The 17,338-nt window shown below is 68.2% G+C and carries 17 protein-coding genes; 13 read left to right on the top strand and 4 right to left on the bottom strand.

Annotated elements, in window-relative coordinates:
- The first annotated feature begins 116 nt into the window (after positions 1-116).
- Both ACSFBL_RS27255 and ACSFBL_RS27250 read left to right on the top strand, forming a co-directional pair.
- Positions 117-788, top strand: coding sequence for a helix-turn-helix transcriptional regulator (locus ACSFBL_RS27255; RefSeq protein ID WP_435518950.1), 672 nt, complete (start codon positions 117-119; stop codon positions 786-788).
- A 120-nt stretch (positions 789-908) separates the two neighbouring features.
- Positions 909-1,484 carry a Crp/Fnr family transcriptional regulator gene (locus tag ACSFBL_RS27250; protein WP_435518949.1) on the top strand — a complete coding sequence of 192 codons (576 nt, stop codon included), beginning with the start codon at positions 909-911 and terminating at the stop codon, positions 1,482-1,484.
- A 33-nt stretch (positions 1,485-1,517) separates the two neighbouring features.
- Here ACSFBL_RS27250 and ACSFBL_RS27245 read toward each other — a convergent pair whose 3' ends face one another.
- The gene (locus ACSFBL_RS27245) at positions 1,518-2,015 is read right to left on the bottom strand and encodes an META domain-containing protein (protein ID WP_435518948.1); all 498 of its coding nucleotides are present in this window, start codon (positions 2,013-2,015) and stop codon (positions 1,518-1,520) included.
- A gap of 22 nt (positions 2,016-2,037) precedes the next feature.
- Positions 2,038-2,958: a tetratricopeptide repeat protein gene (locus ACSFBL_RS27240; RefSeq protein WP_435518947.1), complete on the bottom strand. Its 921-nt coding sequence runs from the start codon at positions 2,956-2,958 to the stop codon at positions 2,038-2,040.
- A 36-nt stretch (positions 2,959-2,994) separates the two neighbouring features.
- Here ACSFBL_RS27240 and purE point away from each other — a divergent pair, with 36 nt between their 5' ends.
- Genes purE through ACSFBL_RS27225 form a run of 3 tightly spaced genes read left to right on the top strand, consistent with a single transcriptional unit; the run spans position 2,995 to position 5,707 of the window.
- Positions 2,995-3,537, top strand: a complete 543-nt coding sequence (gene purE / locus ACSFBL_RS27235; RefSeq protein WP_435518946.1) for a 5-(carboxyamino)imidazole ribonucleotide mutase — start codon at positions 2,995-2,997, stop codon at positions 3,535-3,537.
- Positions 3,534-4,700: a 5-(carboxyamino)imidazole ribonucleotide synthase gene (locus ACSFBL_RS27230; protein WP_435518945.1), complete on the top strand. Its 1,167-nt coding sequence runs from the start codon at positions 3,534-3,536 to the stop codon at positions 4,698-4,700. The genes purE and ACSFBL_RS27230 overlap by 4 nt, the downstream gene beginning before the upstream one ends.
- Before the next feature lie 5 nt (positions 4,701-4,705).
- Positions 4,706-5,707: an L-threonylcarbamoyladenylate synthase gene (locus ACSFBL_RS27225; protein WP_435518944.1), complete on the top strand. Its 1,002-nt coding sequence runs from the start codon at positions 4,706-4,708 to the stop codon at positions 5,705-5,707.
- Between the two features lie 9 nt (positions 5,708-5,716).
- On the opposite strand, the gene ACSFBL_RS27220 is transcribed toward ACSFBL_RS27225, so the two are convergent.
- Positions 5,717-7,261, bottom strand: coding sequence for an alpha/beta hydrolase family protein (locus tag ACSFBL_RS27220; RefSeq protein ID WP_435518943.1), 1,545 nt, complete (start codon positions 7,259-7,261; stop codon positions 5,717-5,719).
- 108 nt (positions 7,262-7,369) lie between these two features.
- Positions 7,370-8,800 carry a D-alanyl-D-alanine carboxypeptidase/D-alanyl-D-alanine endopeptidase gene (gene dacB / locus ACSFBL_RS27215; protein WP_435518942.1) on the bottom strand — a complete coding sequence of 477 codons (1,431 nt, stop codon included), beginning with the start codon at positions 8,798-8,800 and terminating at the stop codon, positions 7,370-7,372.
- Between the two features lie 225 nt (positions 8,801-9,025).
- Here dacB and ACSFBL_RS27210 point away from each other — a divergent pair, with 225 nt between their 5' ends.
- The 8 genes from ACSFBL_RS27210 to ACSFBL_RS27175 all read left to right on the top strand — a co-directional run bounded on the left by ACSFBL_RS27210 (position 9,026) and on the right by ACSFBL_RS27175 (position 17,333).
- Positions 9,026-10,042: a DMT family transporter gene (locus ACSFBL_RS27210; RefSeq protein WP_435518941.1), complete on the top strand. Its 1,017-nt coding sequence runs from the start codon at positions 9,026-9,028 to the stop codon at positions 10,040-10,042.
- The gene (gene tsaB, locus ACSFBL_RS27205; RefSeq protein WP_435518940.1) at positions 10,035-10,724 is read left to right on the top strand and encodes a tRNA (adenosine(37)-N6)-threonylcarbamoyltransferase complex dimerization subunit type 1 TsaB; all 690 of its coding nucleotides are present in this window, start codon (positions 10,035-10,037) and stop codon (positions 10,722-10,724) included. The genes ACSFBL_RS27210 and tsaB overlap by 8 nt, the downstream gene beginning before the upstream one ends.
- Entirely contained in the window at positions 10,721-11,305 is a 585-nt protein-coding gene (gene rimI, locus ACSFBL_RS27200; protein WP_435518939.1) for a ribosomal protein S18-alanine N-acetyltransferase, read from the top strand. Before tsaB ends, rimI begins: the two co-directional genes overlap by 4 nt.
- 142 nt (positions 11,306-11,447) lie before the next feature.
- Positions 11,448-12,251 (top strand): uracil-DNA glycosylase, encoded by an 804-nt coding sequence (locus tag ACSFBL_RS27195; protein WP_435518938.1) that lies wholly within the window; start codon positions 11,448-11,450, stop codon positions 12,249-12,251.
- A 32-nt stretch (positions 12,252-12,283) separates the two neighbouring features.
- Positions 12,284-13,108 (top strand): orotidine-5'-phosphate decarboxylase, encoded by an 825-nt coding sequence (pyrF, locus tag ACSFBL_RS27190; RefSeq protein WP_435518937.1) that lies wholly within the window; start codon positions 12,284-12,286, stop codon positions 13,106-13,108.
- 187 nt (positions 13,109-13,295) lie between these two features.
- Positions 13,296-15,149 (top strand): DUF1800 domain-containing protein, encoded by a 1,854-nt coding sequence (locus ACSFBL_RS27185; protein ID WP_435518936.1) that lies wholly within the window; start codon positions 13,296-13,298, stop codon positions 15,147-15,149.
- Between the two features lie 11 nt (positions 15,150-15,160).
- Entirely contained in the window at positions 15,161-16,633 is a 1,473-nt protein-coding gene (locus ACSFBL_RS27180; RefSeq protein WP_435518935.1) for a DUF1501 domain-containing protein, read from the top strand.
- A gap of 58 nt (positions 16,634-16,691) precedes the next feature.
- On the top strand, positions 16,692-17,333 hold the full coding sequence (locus tag ACSFBL_RS27175; protein ID WP_435518934.1) for a LysE family translocator: 642 nt from the start codon (positions 16,692-16,694) through the stop codon (positions 17,331-17,333).
- Positions 17,334-17,338: the final 5 nt, after the last annotated feature.

Raw genomic sequence — 17,338 nt, 5'->3', positions numbered from 1 at the left:
GTCAAGCCCTCCATGGGGGCGATGTGAATAAGTCACAAACCCCTTGGCAATACTCACCGCCCGGCAGCCTTGCCGTATTCCACACTGCACGCATCCCTACAAATGTGGAGAGCGTCATGGAAACGGCAGCAACGGCAGACTTCCAGATTCGTTATGTGCAGGACCGTAGTTCCGTCACGGCGAGCCCGCCCGATTCATTGCAGCCGGGAATGCTCGCCAGGGTCCTCGACGAGATCGACCACGGCCTGTTGCTCGTCGACCTCACCGGCCGCATCCTGCACGCCAACTACCCGGCACGCCGAGAGCTGACCAGCGGGCAGGTGCTGCGCAACGGCGACGGCATGTTGTGCGCCGGCAACGCCGCGGCCCAGGCGAAAGTCCGTCAGGCGCTCAAGGACGCGGAGCGCGACTGCCGTGGCATCGTCGAACTCGATCACGCTGGTGAAACACTGTCGCTCGCCTTCATCCCCCTTGCTGCCGTGCACGGCGGGGCCACCATCGACACCGTCCTCGTCATGTGCAGCCGCCGCCCCGGCTGCGAGTCGCTCACCATGCAGATGTTTGCGCGCGCCCGCCACCTGACCCGGGCCGAACAGAACGTGCTGTCGCGCCTGTGCGCAGGCCACGGTGCCGAGGAGATCGCCTGCCTGGAAGGCATCCGGATGTCCACAGTGCGCACTCACATCAAGAATGTGCGGCAGAAGACGGGGAGCAGCAGCATCCGGGAAGTCGTGCATCGCGTGTCCCGCATGCCGCAGATCGTTTCGGCCTTGCGCCTGGTCGAGTAGCGATTTCCCGAAGCGGCCTTCACCCCGAGGGGGCGCGCTTATATTCAATGGATGCCCCAAGCATCCAGTGCCGACCCTCTCGTCCTGCCACCCCCCCTTCAAAAGCTGGCCGAACACGGCGTGCAGCGCCGCTACCGGACGCACGCGATGCTCATCGAGGAGGGCGACACCGGCGGCGCCGTCTACATCGTGCTGTCAGGTCGACTGCGCGCCTTCTTGTCCGATGCCCGCGGCCGTGAGGTGACCCTGGCCCTGCACGGGCCCGGCGAATATGTCGGCGAGATGTCCCTGGACGGCGGTCCTCGTTCGGCGAGCGTGCAGGCGGTCGAGCCGACGGTGTGTGCGGTGGTCACGCGTGAGACGGTGCTTCAGCACATCGGTGCAGACAAGGAGTTCGCGCTCGCGCTGATCGTCCGGCTGATCCGCCGCGCGCGGCTGGCAACCGAGAGCGCGCGCAGCATGGCCCTGCTGGATGTCTATGGTCGGCTGAAGCTGCTGCTCGAAGAGCGCGCCACCCTGCAGGCCGACGGAACCCGCTGCATCGTCGAACGCCTGACGCACCAAGCCATCGCCCGCGAAATCGGCTGTTCACGGGAGATGGTCAGCCGCTTGCTGAAAGACCTGGCCGCTGGCGGATACGTGGAAGTCGCTCAGGGACGAATGAACGTCAAGGGCCCGTTGCCGACCCGCTGGTAAGGGCCGGCGGCTGGCGTCGGTGCGTTCAGGCGGTCAGCGGGACGCGCTGGTCAGCGTCGCCACGGTCCGCCCACCCGCGTCCAGCAGCGACAGTTGCGAGGGCCCCTGCATCCGATAGCTTGCCGTCGCCTGCAACGCCGCAAAGAACTGGGTTTCGCTGGCGCTGCGCGCCGGATCGGCGCATGCCACGCGGGTCGAGGCCAACTGGCTCATCTTGAGCGTGCTGCCGCTGCGCTCGAAAGTCCCCGTCAGTCGGTTGCAGCCGCCCGAACCGCTCAGGCGTCCGTTGCGCCGGTCGAACTGCACTTGCGGGTCACGCTGCGGATCGCCGGTCGGTGCGACCGCCTCGCCGCCGAGTTGCTCGAGGCGCCAGACGGGGCCTTCGATCGCTTCGTCGAGGCTGATGCCGCTGCCGCAACCGGCCAGCAGGCCTGCGGCGAGCAGGGCGGCCGCGTAAAAGGGGATGGCGCCGGCTCGGGCGGCGGGGCGAAAGCGCATGGCCTGTTGTTCCTTCTGGAGCAGGTTGATCACGGGCGCCATCGTATGCGAGACGCTAGCTCAGGACCACGCTGCTGAGTCTGCGCCGGTAGGTCGCCACGGTCGGATCATCGGGCGGGATCTGCCCGTCGGCCACCTTGATCTTCGGCGGCTCGATGATGTCGAGCACGGCGATGTAGGCCTTGCGCGCGAGATCCTCGTTCCAGCTCTTGTCGCGCATCAGGATGTCGAGCAACTCGTCCATCGCGTCGGTCCAGCGCTGGGCGCTCATCAGCAGGCGGGCGCGGTCGAAGCGGGCGTCGAAATCGCGCTTGTTGGAAGCAATGCGCGCGTCCACGTCGGCCATCGCCGGCGCCGGGCCCGTGGCCGGCACCGCGAAATCGATGGCGTCCATCCATCGTTGGAGCGAATCGAAACGGCGCACCAGCGAAGTCTTGGCGATCACCGGCGCGAACGCGACCTTGGCGTCGTCGATGCGGCCCTCCTGCAGCAGCAGCTTGACGTAGTCGAAGCGCGCGTCGTCGTTGGCGGGATCGGTCGCGACCGCGTGTTGCAGCTTTTCGAGGGCGCCCTCGGTGTCGCCCTCGGCCAGGGCCGCTTGCGCGGACTCTTCCTGTTCCAGCGCCTCGGCCTCGTCGGCACCGGGCACGTGCTTGTCGAGGAAGGCGCGGATCTGTTCGGCCGGGATGGCGCCGACGAAGCCGTCGACCGGCTGGCCTTCCTTGAACATCACGCAGAAGGGGATGCTGCGCACGCCGAACATCTGGCTGAGCTGCTGCGAAATCTGCGGCACCTTGTCGGCGTCGAGCTTGGCCAGCGTGAAGCGGCCGGCGTACTCGACTTCGAGCTTTTCGAGCACCGGGCCGAGCTGCTTGCAGGGTCCGCACCATTCGGCCCAGATGTCCAGCAGCACCGGCGTGGTCAACGAGCCATCGATGAGCTCGGTCTGGAAGTTTTCGAGGGTGATGTCGATCATCGCGGGATGTTGGGGGTGAAACGTAAAATTCGAACCATGAAGCAAGCAATTCAGGTCGGTGTGGTGATGGGCTCGAACTCCGACTGGGAGACGATGCGCAACGCCGTCGAGATTCTCCAGCAATTCGGCATCGTCCACGAAGCCCGGGTCGTATCGGCCCATCGGATGCCCGACGAATTGTTTTCCTATGCCGAAAGCGCCGCGCCGCGCGGCCTGGCCGCGATCATCGCAGGCGCCGGGGGCGCCGCCCACCTGCCCGGCATGCTGGCGGCGAAGACGACCGTTCCGGTGCTCGGCGTGCCGGTCGCCAGCCGGCATCTCCAGGGCGTGGACTCGCTCTACAGCATCGTGCAGATGCCCAAGGGCGTGCCGGTCGCCACCTTCGCCATCGGCAATGCCGGTGCGGCCAATGCGGCCCTGTTCGCCGTCGCGATGCTGGCGGTGGGCAACCCGGCGCTCAGAGCACAGCTCGATGCGTTCCGCGAGAAGCAGACCCAGGCCGCGCAATCCATGACGCTGCCGCCGGCAGATGCCACCGAGGTCTCGCCCTTTTCACCGCAGGGCGGGGGCGCGCTGTGAGCACCATCCTGCCGGGCGCCACGCTGGGCGTGGTCGGCGGCGGCCAGCTGGGCCGCATGTTCGTGCACGCGGCGCAGACCATGGGCTACTTCACCGCGGTGCTCGACCCTGACGCCGACAGCCCGGCCGGGCGAGTGAGCCATCACCACATCCACGCCGACTACACCGACGTCGATGCCCTGGCGCGTCTCGCCGGCCTGGCGGACGCCATCACGACCGAGTTCGAGAACGTGCCGGCCTCTTCGCTCGAACACCTCGCGATCGCGCGGCCGGTCGCGCCGGCCGCCTCGGCCGTGGCGATCGCGCAGGACCGCATCCGCGAGAAGGCCCACTTCGTGCGCTGCGGCGTCGACTGCGCCCCTTATGCCGTCATCGAAACGGCGGACCACCTCGCCGCAGTGCAGCCGGACCTGCTTCCCGGCATCCTCAAGACCGCGCGCCTCGGCTACGACGGCAAGGGGCAACGGCGCGTGGCGACGCATGCCGAACTGACCGCTGCCTGGGAAGACGCCGGCGGCGTGCCCTGCGTGCTCGAGAAGCTGTTGCCGCTCGACTTCGAGTGTTCCGTGATCGTCGCGCGCGGCGAAGACGGGCAGATCGTGAACTTCCCGGTGCAGCGCAACCTGCATCGCGACGGCATCCTCGCCGTCACGGAAGTCCATGGACACAACATGCCCGAATCCACGGCGCGGCGCGCGGTAGCGGCCGCGCGTTCGATCGCCGAGGGCCTGGCCTACGTCGGCGTGCTGTGCGTCGAATTCTTCGTGCTCGCCGACGACTCGCTCGTCGTCAACGAGATGGCGCCACGCCCGCACAACAGCGGCCACTGGTCGGTGGACGCCTCGGACGTGTCGCAATTCGAGCTGCAGGTGCGCACGATGGCGGGCCTGCCCCTGAATCCGCCCCGCCAGCACAGCGTCGCGATCATGCTGAACCTGCTCGGCGACCTGTGGTTCACCGACGGCGACGTTCCCGAGGAGCCGCGCTGGGCCGACGTACTCGCCCTGCCTGGCACGCACCTGCACCTTTACGGCAAGACCGAAGCGCGCCGCGGCCGCAAGATGGGCCATCTGAACATCACCGGGGATGACATCGAGGCGGTTCGCAGCACGGCGGACTTTGCCGCGGCGCTGCTGGGCCTGCCCATCCCCTTGTCGGAGTGAGCGGCATGATCCGTGACGGCCGCACGCCCGATGCCATCGAAGAAGCCGCCCGGGTGCTGCAGGCCGGCGGACTGGTGGCCTTTCCGACGGAGACCGTCTACGGCCTTGGCGCCGATGCGGGCAGCGATGCCGCCGTCGCGGGCATTTTTGCTGCCAAGGGCCGGCCGAGCGACCATCCCCTGATCGTGCATGTGGCGGCCGGCGAAACCGGCACCGAGGCCTTGGCGCATTTCGCCCGGCCGTTGCCGCCCTTCGCGCAGAAACTGGTCCGCGCCTTCTGGCCGGGGCCGCTGACGCTGATCGTCGCGCGGCAGCCGGGCATCGGTGCCGCGGCCGCCGGCGGACAGGACACCATCGGGCTGCGCTGCCCTTCGCATCCCGTGGCGCAGGCGCTGCTCGCGGCTTGCGCGAAGCATGGCGTTTACGGGGTCGCAGGGCCGAGTGCGAACCGCTTCGGGCGCGTCAGTCCTACCACCGCGCTGCACGTGCAGGAGGAATTCGGCGACGAGCTCCTCGTGATCGACGGCGGCCCCTGCGAGGTCGGCATCGAGTCCACTATCGTGGACTGCAGCCGCGGCGCGCCGGTGCTGCTGCGCCCCGGCGCCATCACGCGAGCACAGATCGAGGCGGCCTGCGGCGAAGCCCTGCGCGACAAGGACGATCTCGGCGCCCCGGATCCGCGCGCTTCCGGGACGCTCGAGGCGCACTACGCGCCAAGCGCCAAGGTGCGCCTGATGGACGCCAAGGCGCTGCAGACGGGCCTCGACGTGCTCGGCGCGAACGCCGCGCACATCGCCGTGTGGGCGCGCACCGCACTCAAGAGCCGGTCGCAGCGGGTGCTGCTGCGTCGCATGCCGGAAGACGCGGCGGCGACCGCGCAGCAACTCTTCGCAGTGCTGCGTGCCTTCGACGCCGAAGGCGTCAAGCTGATCTGGGTGGAAACGCCCCCGGCCGAACCCGATTGGGAAGGCGTTCGCGACCGCCTCCAACGCGCGGCCGCGGCCTGACGGGCCGACTCAGAGGCCCGACGCCAGCACGCCCTGGAAGAAGCCGCGCGCCGATACCAGGCAGAAAGGAAACACCAGCGTGCCGTGGTAGGCAAGCGTGACGGCTTGCGCCTGGTCCGCGGGCGTGCCCGGCGTGCTCGCGGCCAGGTTCGCCTTGGCGGTGGCGAAGCCGGACCGGGCGGGCGAGAACGCATCGATGGTCGCGGCATCTTCGAGGTCCACCACCGTCAATGCCGACGCCGGCGCGCCGCTGGCGCGGAAGTAGCCCGCCGTGGCGCGCGTGCTGAGGAAGTTCACCGTCGGGTCATTGGCGCCGCCGCACATCAGCATCGGTCGGGTCGGCAGCCAGTTGCGCAGGTCGTTCGCGACGGCCGCCTTGCGGAAGCCGAGCAGCGGCTGGCAATTGAGCGGCGCCGTGGTGCTCAACGACGCCGCGGTGGCCGGCAGGGCGTTGCCGGGGCAGGGCGTGGCCTGGAGGTCGTTGGCCGCCTGCGTCAGGTAGCTCTGCTTGATGAGGTTGTTAGGACCGTAAAAGATCGACACCGACGGATTGATCGGCCCGGGCACGGCATTGGCTGGAAAGAGAGCGAGCGGTGGCAGCTTGCCGGTCTGGAACAGGGTGTTGATCGGCGTCAGGCTCGGCAGCAGGGTGTCGATGCCTGGTGCGTATTGGGCTTCATAGATGTCGCTCGTGGCGGTGTAGACGTTGCCGAACTGTTTCTGCCAGCTGGTCGAGAGCAACGGCGTGAACACCGTGGAGGACAAGGCCGGCCAGCCGCTGAAGCTGTAGTCGGTCAGCAGGCTGATGGCCGACGGCGCCGACAGGGGCGCCGAGGCCGACACCGTCTTGCCGGTGGCCTGCATCTCGCGGTGCGCCGCCATTGCGACGTAGCCGCCTTGTGAATAGCCGGTGATGAACAACGCGTTCGAGTCGGACGCGCCGATCACGGTGAAGGTCTTGCGCGCCGCCGTCAGCGCATCGACCATGTCCTTGCCCTGCTGGTTTCCGTTGAGGTAGGGGTGGTAGGTCAGTGTCGATTTGTCGTACCCCGCGTAGTTGGGTGCCACCACGTTGAAGCCCTGCGCGGCGAACATGGCCGCGACCGCCATGCCTTCGCCGGCGGCCGGCTGGCCGGCATCGGTCCAGCGTGCGATGTTGTAGTCGCGCGCCGGGGTGGTGGCATGGGCATACAGCACCGTCGGTCGCTGTCCGGTACACGCGGGATCGCCGCCCGTGGGCACCATGATGGCGGCCGTGGCATTGGTGTCCTCTCCCTGGCCGCCGATGGTGCGGTACTCCAGATAGCGAATGTCCACCCCGCACTTGGGCGCCCCGGTGACCTGCTGCAATTGCGTGCCCTGCGGCGTCGACGCCATCAGGGCCGTGAGCTCGTTCACCGTCAACTGCTTCGTCCGCTCGGGCGGAAAAGTCACGACCGAGCCGCGGCCGGAGTCGATCACGACCGGGACGTTGAAACCACCACCGCCGCCGCCGCCACAGCCTGACAGGATCAATGCGATGCCCGTGAGGGCGAAGGCCGGCAGTCGGGTCATGGTCTTGTCTCCTGCTGTGATCGGAACGCGATTGGCGTTCGATTCTGGGCAGCGGCCGCTTGCGGCGCAATCGGTGTTCGCCTACATGCGACGGATGTCAGCTGTCGGTCAGTCCTGCGCGGCCCAGTCGACCAGGGCGTCGAAGGCCGGCCGTGCCGCGACGGCGTTCGCGTGATTCGCGATCGCGATCACGACGTAGCGACGTCCGCTGGCACCGTGGACGAATCCTGCCACGCCGGCCGCATCGCGCAGTGTGCCGGTCTTGAGGTGGGCGGCTCCTCCCGAGCGCAGGCCGCGCTTGCGCAGCGTGCCGTCGACACCCGACGCGGGCAGCGACGACACCAGCTCGGGCATCACCGGCGAGCGCCAGGCCACCTGCAGCATCTTGGCGAGCGCAGCGGCAGTGATGCGCTCCTCGCGCGAGAGCCCCGAGCCGTTGTCGAAGACCGGCTGGCCCTCGCCGGTGCCGACGCGGTCGTTCCACCACTGGCGCAGCGTCGTGCGTGCGCCGTCCAGCGAGCCGCGCTTCTTCTGCTGCAGGCCCAGCGTGAGGAAGAGCTGCTGCGCCATCACGTTGTTGCTGTACTTGTTGATGTCGCGGATCACCTCTGCCAGCGGCGGAGAGGGCATTTCGAAAGCGGGTCGGAGTTCAGCGGGCACGCGCCCTTCGCGCACCACACCCTTGATGCGTCCGCCCATCTCGATCCAGAGTCCCCCAACCGCGCGCGCCGCGTAGCTGCGGGGGTCCGCATAGGCCACGGGCCACACCTTCTCGCCGCATGCGGCGGGGTAGCTGCCCGCGAAACCGATGCGTGCCGGATCGGCGAAGTCGGCGGCCAGCGCGCCGCGCCAGTCGCCGCACTCGCCCGCCGACAGCGGCACCGTGGCCTGCGTGCTCACGCCGGCCAATGCCGGCTCGAAGCTCACCTGCGCCGTCTGCGTGGCGCGGTTGGGCACGAAGGTCATGACGACCGACTTGAAGTTGATGAGCAGCGCATCGGGCGCCGCGTTGTAGGGGCGCAGCCCCTCGCCGTCGAACGCGGACGGATCGGTGTCGGCCACCTCGAATGCGCTGCGGTCCAGCACGATGTCGCCGTTGATGCCCTGGATCCCCAGCCCCTGGACGCGGCGCAACAGCAGCCACAGCCGCTCCAGTACCAGCTTCGGGTCGCCCTGCCCCTTGATGTAGAGATTGCCCTCCAGCACACCATTGCGCACCGGCCCGTCCACATACACCGGCGTAGTCCATGTGAAGGCCGGCCCCAGAAGGTCGAGCGCCGCATAGGTAGTGACCAGCTTCATGATCGACGCGGGATTCACCTGCGCCTGCGTGCGCCAAGCGAGTCGGGGATTGCGATTCCCTTCGGCGTCGACCACCAACATCGTCACGGCGTCTCGCGGAACTTTGGCGCGGGCCAGCGCAGCATCGACTTCAGTGGGAAGGCCTTGGGCGCTCGCAGCGAGCGGTGCCAGTGCCAGGGTGAAGACGATCGGAAAGAGCCGGCTGACGCGGCACAAGACAGGAAGCAAAGAGGACATCGACAGATTATCCCGGCCCCCATGCCAGGAATACCGCGGAACCGGCTTTGCCGGGCCGCTGGTATTGCCCCCGGCAGGGGGGAGGCGGCTACACGAAGTGAGCAAGCCTGGGGGCGAGTCAGAAAATACCGCGGAACCGGCTTTGCCGGGCCGCTGGTATTGCCCCCGGCAGGGGGGAGGCGGCTACACGAAGTGAGCAAGCCTGGGGGCGAGCAATAATCCTTTATGCCCGTCGCCCCCCGCTTCTCCCCTCGCACCATTGGCATCGGCGCGGCCATCGTCACAGTCCTCGTGTGGACGGCCTTCATCGTCATCGCACGGGCCACTGCCGGGCGGTCCCTCACGCCCTTCGACATCGCTTTCGCCCGCATCTGCGGTGCCAGCCTGGTGCTGATGCCATGGGGCGCGTGGCTGGTGATGCGCGCGCGCGCCAGCGATCCTTCGGCCCTAAGCTCGTTCTTCGGCCTGTCGCCGGTCCCACTGCGCCTCACCGCGATCGCCGGCGTCTTCGGCGGCCTGGCCTATGCACTGCTGGCCTACAGCGGCTTCGTCTTCGCACCGGCCACGCACGCCTCCGTGCTGATGCCAGGCAGCCTGCCGCTGTGGACCGCGCTGCTTGCCGCCCTCGTGCTTCGCGACCGCATCACGCCGGGACGCGCCCTGGGATTGGCGCTGATCGTCCTGGGCGATCTCTTCGTCGGCGGCGCCAGCCTGCTTCATGCCCTCGAAGGCGGCTCGATCTGGAAGGGTGACCTGTTCTTCATGAGCGCGGCCTTCTGCTGGGCCTGCTACAGCGTGGTGGTCCGCAAGCACGGGCTCGAGGCCGTGCGCGCGACCATCGCGATCACGGTGTTCGCCTTCATGACCTACGTGCCGGCCTATGCGCTGCTGGCGGCGTTCGGCGTGCTGGCAAGCCGGCTCGACAGTGCGCCTGTCGGAGAAATCGCCTTCCAGATGTTCTTCCAGGGCATCGGCTCGGTCGTCATCTCGGGCATCACCTTCACGCGAATGGTCCAGTATTTCGGCCCGGTCCGTACGGCCATGATCACGGCACTGGTGCCGGGGCTCTCGGCGCTTGGCGCGGTGATCTTCCTCGACGAGCCGCTGTACTGGAACCTGATCGCGGGCCTGCTGCTCGTCACGGCGGGCATCCTGTTCGGCGTCCAGCGCAACCGTGGCGCCGTCGTGAAAGCGGCGGCCCCCGTGATGCCCGCGGCGGCGAGAGGAGGCGCCGATGTCTAGGCTGCTCGCCTTCGACACCAGCACCGAGGCCTTGTCTATCGCCGTCCGCCACGGCGACGTGCAGTTCGAGCACAGCGGCATCGGCGGCGCGCAGTCGTCGTCGACGCTGATCCCGCTGATCCAGCAACTGCTGGCCGAAGCCGGCCTGACGCTCCGCGAACTCGATGCGATCGCTTTCGGTCGGGGCCCCGGCTCGTTCACCGGATTGCGCACCGCCTGCTCCGTCGCGCAGGGGCTGGGCTACGGCGCCGGCGTGCGCTTGCTGCCGATCGACACGCTGCTTGCCGTCGCCGAGGAGGCCCGCCATCGCTTCGGCGTCCAGAAGGTGGTCGCCGTGCTCGATGCGCGCATGGAACAGGTCTACACGGCGAGCTACGACTTCGGCGTCGAGGTCATGGCCAGCGAAGCGGAATTGCTGGCGCCCGAAGCCGTCGCCGTCCCGGCCGGCTGGGCGCTGGCGGGCAATGCCTTCGCCGCGTACGGCGAGCGCCTGCCGCGAGCGGCGGCGCGCCACGAGGTGCTTCCCACCGCCTCGGCGATGCTGCGCCTCGCGCCCGCGCTGCTGGCCGCCGGCCGCACCGTTGCGCCGGCCGATGCATGGCCGCTCTACGTTCGCGATAAAGTGGCGCAGACAACCGAAGAGCGCGCCGCCATCAAGGCGGCGGGCACCCAGCCATCATGAGCGCAGTCCTGCAACAGCCGCGTGAAGCCCGTCTCGAAGCGATCACGATCGAGCGAATTCCCGCCGTCTGCGCGATCGAGCAGACGGCGTTCACGCATCCCTGGACGCAGGCCAACTTCACCGATTCGCTGGCGGCCGGCTACCACTGCCAATGCCTCGTCGCGCCAGCCGCCGAAGCCGAGAGCGCAGCGCCCGCGCCCAGCGGCATCCGCTCCCTGTGGAGCCGGGCGGTGAGCCGCACCGAAGGCGAAACGCTGATCGGTTATTTCGTCGCCATGAAGGGCGTCGATGAAGTCCATCTGCTCAACATCACGGTCGCGCCGGCTTTCCAGCGGCAGGGATGGGCGCCGCTGATGCTGGAGGCGCTGGCAGGCTGGTCGCGCGGCCAGAACGCGCAGTGGCTGTGGCTCGAGGTGCGGGCAAGCAATGCGCGCGCGCTCGCGGTCTATGAACGCAACGGCTTTCGCCGTGTCGGCATGCGCAAGGGGTACTACCCGGCACACGGCGGCCGGCGCGAGGATGCCGTGGTGATGAGCCTGCGATTGCAGGAATCCAGCAGCGCCTGGGGAGGACTCAGGTGAAGCATCCCCAGGCTTCGCGCACTTCGTGTCGCTTCTCCTACCCCCTTGCAGGGGGCAACACCGGCGGACCGGCGAAGCCGGATCCGCGGTGTTTCACGAGTGGGCCTGGCTTCGCCGGCCTGCGGGTTTTGGGTCTTTTGATATGACGACTGGCGGATTGATGCTGGATGCGCGGCAGCGCGCGATGCTGGATGAGATGGGCGTCAAGCTCTTCTGGTGGCCCAAGGACGAAGCGGCCGAACCGGAAGCGGTTCCGGCCTCGCGCGCTTCCGTTGCGGGCGACACGACCATGGAATCCCGGCCTGCGGCCGAAGCACCCGTGGTGCAGCGCGCGCCCTCGGCGCCGGTGCGTCCTGCGACGCCCGAACCGTCGGGGTCACCCGCGATGGCGCCTCGCGCGCCTGTGGCAGTGACCCACGGCGCCTCGATCCTCGTCGATGCGCCACGCCGCCTCTACGGCGACGCGGCCGCGCCGCAAGGCGGCTGGCTGATCGTCGCGGACGTGCCGCCCGAGCTCGACGGGCGTCACGGCGAACCTTTTGCGGGCGACGCAGGCCGGCTGCTCGACAACATGTTGCGGGCCCTCCAACTGGATGCCGGCGAAACGCCCGTGCACCTGATGCGCACGCATCGCGGTGTGGCATCGGGCCAGCCGGAGAGCCCTCGGCCCATCGTCGATGTCTTCGCGGAGCATGCGGCCGCGCTGGCGCCACGCCTGGTGCTGGCCATGGGCCCGCTCGCGGCCCAGAGCCTTCTGCAGAGTGGCGATCCGCTCGGCAAGCTGCGCGGCCGCGCGATGCCGGTGGCGATCCTGCCGGGCATGCAGGACGGTCCGCCGGTCGTCGCCACCTACCACCCGGCCTACCTGCTGCGCAATCCTGCCGACAAGGGCCGCGCGTGGGCCGACCTCTGCCTGGCGGCCGAGGAGGCTTCCAGGGCGAACTGAGCCCGCGGCGCGCCGGCCTAAAATTCGGCCCCATGACCTTCCTGGACAAGCTGCGCGCCGCCGAGCGCCAAAACGGCTCGCTGCTGTGTGTCGGCCTCGACCCCGAACCGACGAAATTCCCCGCCCGCCTCAAGGGCGACGCCAGCAAGATCTACGACTTCTGCGCCCGCATCGTCGACGCCACGGCCGACCTGGTGATCGCCTTCAAGCCGCAGATCGCCTACTTCGCCGCGCACCGGGCCGAAGGGCAGCTGGAGCAGCTCATGGAGCACATGCGCCGCAACGCCCCGCACGTTCCGACAATCCTCGACGCCAAGCGCGGGGACATCGGATCCACGGCCGAGCAGTACGCGCGCGAGGCCTTCGAGCGCTACGGCGCCGACGCCGTCACGCTCTCGCCCTTCATGGGCTTCGATTCGGTCGAGCCTTACCTGCGCCACGAGGGTAAGGGGGCCTTCCTGCTCTGCCGCACCAGCAATCCGGGCGGCTCGGATCTGCAGGGGCAGCGTCTGGCCGGTCTTGAAGGCGAGCCCTTCCTGTATGAGCACGTGGCCCGCCTCGCGCAGGGCCCCTGGAACCTGAACGGCCAGTTGGGGCTGGTCGTCGGCGCGACCTATCCGGCCGAGATCGAACGGGTCAGGACGCTGGCGCCCACCGTCCCCTTGCTGATCCCCGGCGTCGGCGCACAAGGCGGCGATGCGGTCGCGACCGTTCGCGCGGGCTGGCGTCCGGACGCGCCGATCGTGGTCAATTCCTCGCGCGCCATCTGCTACGCCTCGTCTGGCGATGACTTCGCCGAAGTCGCCCGGCGGGAGGCGATCCGGACGCGCGACGGGCTCGAAGCGGCCAAGTCCTGAGCGACATTTCTCGCCATCCGGCCAGCCGGCGCGATGGTGAAGTGACGGAAAAAGTCACACTTTTTAGCATTTGTGTCTCGCCGACTCCTCGGTTGTAGTCTTTCTGCTACTGCAAAAAACTGCAAAGGCTCGGGCATGGCATTTGCCTGAACACACCGGCGCCTGAGCGCCGAGGAGTGAGGAGTCCATGGTGGAAGACATCGCAACCGGTCGCGCCGAGGCGACAGAGGAACTCGTGCGCGTTGCGCCGGCATCCCTGCCAGCTGCGGCAACCGAGCCGCACATCCCGCGCACGCTCGCGCTTTCCCTGACCGCGGCCGCGGCGGCTGCGCTCGCAGCCTGCGGCGGTGGAGGTGGTGGAGGCGGCGGAGCCTTCCCAGGCCTGGGAACCGGCACTGGAACCAGTACCGGCGTGCAGGCCGGGTCCCTGACCCCGCTGGCCGCCACGCCGACCGCCCAGACCTACGTCTACACGGAGGCGAAGTCCGACGACGAGGCGGCGCGCTTCCTCCTGCAGTCGCAGTTCTCCGCATCCGATGCCGAGATCGCAGACGTTCGCAGCAAAGGCTATCTGCCCTGGCTGGGAGAGCAGGTCGACCGTCAAGCCACGCAGACGGGCTGGGACTGGATCTCGAGCAAGCCCTACAACACCGTCAACGCCGACGACATGATCTGGAACCAGCTCATGACGGCGCCGGACGGTTTCCGCAAGCGCATGGCGCTGGCGTTCACCGAGATCTTTGTGGTGTCGGCCAACGACATCGGCTCGAACTGGACCAACCACATGATGGCCCAGTACTGGGACACGCTGGTCGGGGGCGTCACCGGCAACTTCCGCAAGCTGCTGGAAGACGTGACCCTCAACCCGGCGATGGGCTACTACCTCAACACCAAGGGCAACCAGAAGGAAAACGCGCAGGGCCGCCAGCCGGACGAGAACTATGCGCGCGAGGTCATGCAGCTCATGACCATCGGGCTCTACCAGCTCAACCCCGACGGCACCCTCAAGACGGGCGCGGACGGCGCGCCGCTCGACACCTACACCCTGGACGACGTGACCAACCTCGCGCGCGTCTTTACCGGCTACGACCTGGACATCCGCGCCGACGAGAAGACGGGAACCGCCGGCGCCTTCACCCCGCCGGGTGCCACCTACACCGTCGAAGGCAACGGGTGGACCACGCGGCCGATGGCGCTCACCGCCTCGCGCCATTCCACGCTCGAAGCGAAGTTCCTCGGCGCGACCGTGCCCTCAGGCACCGAGGGCAAGGCAGCGCTCAAGATCGCGCTCGACACGCTGTTCAACCATCCGAACGTCGGCCCCTTCATCTGCAAGCAGCTGATCCAGCGCCTGGTGACCAGCAACCCGAGCCCGGCCTACGTGAAGCGCGTATCGGATGTGTTCGCGGACAACGGCTCCGGCGTGCGCGGCGACATGAAAAGCGTCTTCGCCGCCGTGCTGCTCGACAACGAGGCCCGCAGCCCGGCCGGCCTGGGCGATCCCAACTTCGGCCGCCTGCGCGAGCCGATGCTGCGCTTCGTGCAATGGGGGCGCACCTTCGGCGTCGGCTCGACGTCCGGCAACTGGAAGATCGGCGACCTCTCCCGTCCCAACGACCAGCTGGGCCAGAGCCCATTGCGCTCGCCCTCGGTCTTCAACTATTTCCGCCCCGGCTACGTCCCGCCCTCGACGGCGATCGCGACCGCGAAGATGGTCGCGCCCGAGTTCCAGGTGGTCAACGAAACGAGCGTCGGCGGCTACCTGAACTACATGCAGAACACGCTGCCGAAGAACACCAAGGACGTGAACGCGAGCTATGCGAGCGAGCTCGCGCTGGTGCTCGACCCCGCGGCCCTCGTGCGACGGCTGAACCTGCTGCTCACCGGCAACCAGCTTTCGGCGGCCACGCAGGCGTTGATCACCAACGCACTCGGCACGCCGGCCGTGACCGCCACCAGCACCGACGCCGTCAAGCTCAACCGCGTGTACGCCGCGGTGCTGATGGCGATGGCTTCGCCCTCCTACCTGATCCAGAAATAAGGGACCGCGCGATGTACCTGATCGATCCTGCAGCCCACACCCGACGCGCCTTCCTGCGCCGCTCCGGCCAGCTCGCGATGGCCGGCACCGCCTTGCCTTTCGCGCTCAACCTCGCCGCGATGGGCGAAGCCGCCGCGCAGGCCGCGCCGAGCGACGACTACAAGGCGCTGGTGTGCGTGTTCCTCTTCGGCGGCAACGACTACGCCAACACCGTCATCACCTACGACGACCCCAGCTACAACCTCTACAGCGGCATCCGCCTTCCCCAGGCCACCGGCGGCATCGCCATCGCCAAGAACGACATGGATGTCGCGAAGACGGTGCTGGCACCCACGATCCCGCTGCCCAACGGACGCCAGTACGCCTTGCATCCGGCAATGGGCCAGCTGGCGAATCTGTTCAATGTCGACGGCAAGATGGCGGTGCAGCTCAACGTCGGCCCGTTGGTCGTGCCGCTCAACCGGGCGCAGTACAACAACAGCAACAAGAAGCTCTATCCGCAGCCGCCCAAGCTCTTCTCGCACAACGACCAGCAATCGACCTGGCAGTCGTCCTCGCCCGAAGGCTCGACCGTCGGCTGGGGCGGCAATCTCGGCGACCTGGCGCTGTCGCAGAACACCAATTCGCTCTTCACCTGCATGTCCGTCGCGGGCAATGCGGTCTTTCTCTCGGGCGACCAGGCGCTGCAATACCAGGTGAGCACCAACGGCGCGGTCGGCATCAACAGCGTGAAGAGCACCGGCGGCTTCGTGTCGGCCTCGGTCAAGTCCGCGATGGGCCAGCTCGTCCAGGAAGCACGCAGCCACGTGCTGGAGAACGAATACAACCGGGTGACCAAGCGTGCGGTGGAAGCCGAGACGACCGTGACCGGTGCGCTGTCGCCCGCGCTGCCTGTCGATTCCTTCGGCACCCTGAGCACGGGCCTGGCCAAGCAATTGAAGATGGTGGCCCGTCTCATCAACGGCCGTGCAGCGCTGGGCGTCAAGCGGCAAGTGTTCTTCGTGTCGATGGGCGGCTTCGACCTGCACGACAACCTCATCGCCAATCAGCCCGGCCTGATGCAGCAGCTCAGCGACGCCATGACCGCGTTCTACCGCCAGACCGCCGCGCTGGGCATCGCCGACAAGGTCACGGCCTTCACGGCATCGGACTTCGGCCGCACGCTGGCCAGCAACGGCGACGGCTCCGACCATGGCTGGGGCAGCCATCACTTCGTCGTCGGCGGCGCGGTCAAGGGCAAGCAGCTCTACGGCACGCCGCAGGTCGTCAGCATCAACAACGACGCGAAGCTCGACGGCTACGACGGCCACGTGGGGCAGGGGCGACTGATTCCCTCGACCTCGGTCGACCAGTACGGCGCCACGCTCGCCAAGTGGTTCGGCGTGCCCGATGCCGACCTGCCGGGCATCCTGCCCAACCTCAAGAACTTCGGCGGCAACGTCAACGGGATCGACTACCCCAAGAACGTGGGCTTCATGGCCTGAGGCCGTTGGAGTAATCTCCGAGCCCCGTTCCGAGGGCGACAAGGGCAAGGAGACGAAGTTGAATCAGTTGCTTCCGCTGCTGGGCATTGCCGGCGCGCTGGCCGTGGGCGTGGTCAGTCCCGGCCCCAGCTTCGTGATGGTCGCGCGCACCGCGGTGTCGCAGTCGCGCCCGGAGGGCGTGGCCGCTGCTTTCGGCATGGGGCTCGGCGGTGCTTGCTTCGCACTCGCGGCGCTGGCCGGCCTGCAGGCGCTGTTGCTTGCCATCCCGACGCTCTTCATCGTTCTCAAGGTCGCCGGCGGCCTCTACCTGGCCTACCTTGGCGTGCGGATCTGGCTGGGGGCGCGGCAGCCGTTGTCGATGGCGGCGCCGGTGGCCGATGCGAGCGGCGCACGGCGCCACGCGGGCCGGGCGTTCCTCCTCGGGCTGGCCACGCAGGTGAGCAATCCCAAGACGGCCATCGTCTATGCCAGCGTGTTCGCGGCCTTCCTGCCGCCTTCGCCCTCACTGGCCTTCGGGCTGGGCATCGTCGCCGTGGTGTTCGTGCTCGAGACCAGCTGGTACGCATTGGTCGCCCTTGCCCTTTCCGCCAAGGGACCGCAAAAGACCTACCTGCGATACAAGGCGTGGGCCGACAGACTGGCGGGTGCGGTCATGGTGTCCTTGGGCCTTCGGTTACTGGCTTCGGCCCATCGCGCATGAAAGGG

Origin of the sequence: Variovorax glacialis (genome assembly GCF_051216375.1) — a bacterium.
Lineage (GTDB): Bacteria > Pseudomonadota > Gammaproteobacteria > Burkholderiales > Burkholderiaceae_C > Variovorax.
Note: the sequence above shows the minus strand (reverse complement) of the source record. Positions and strands in the feature narration are given on the sequence as shown.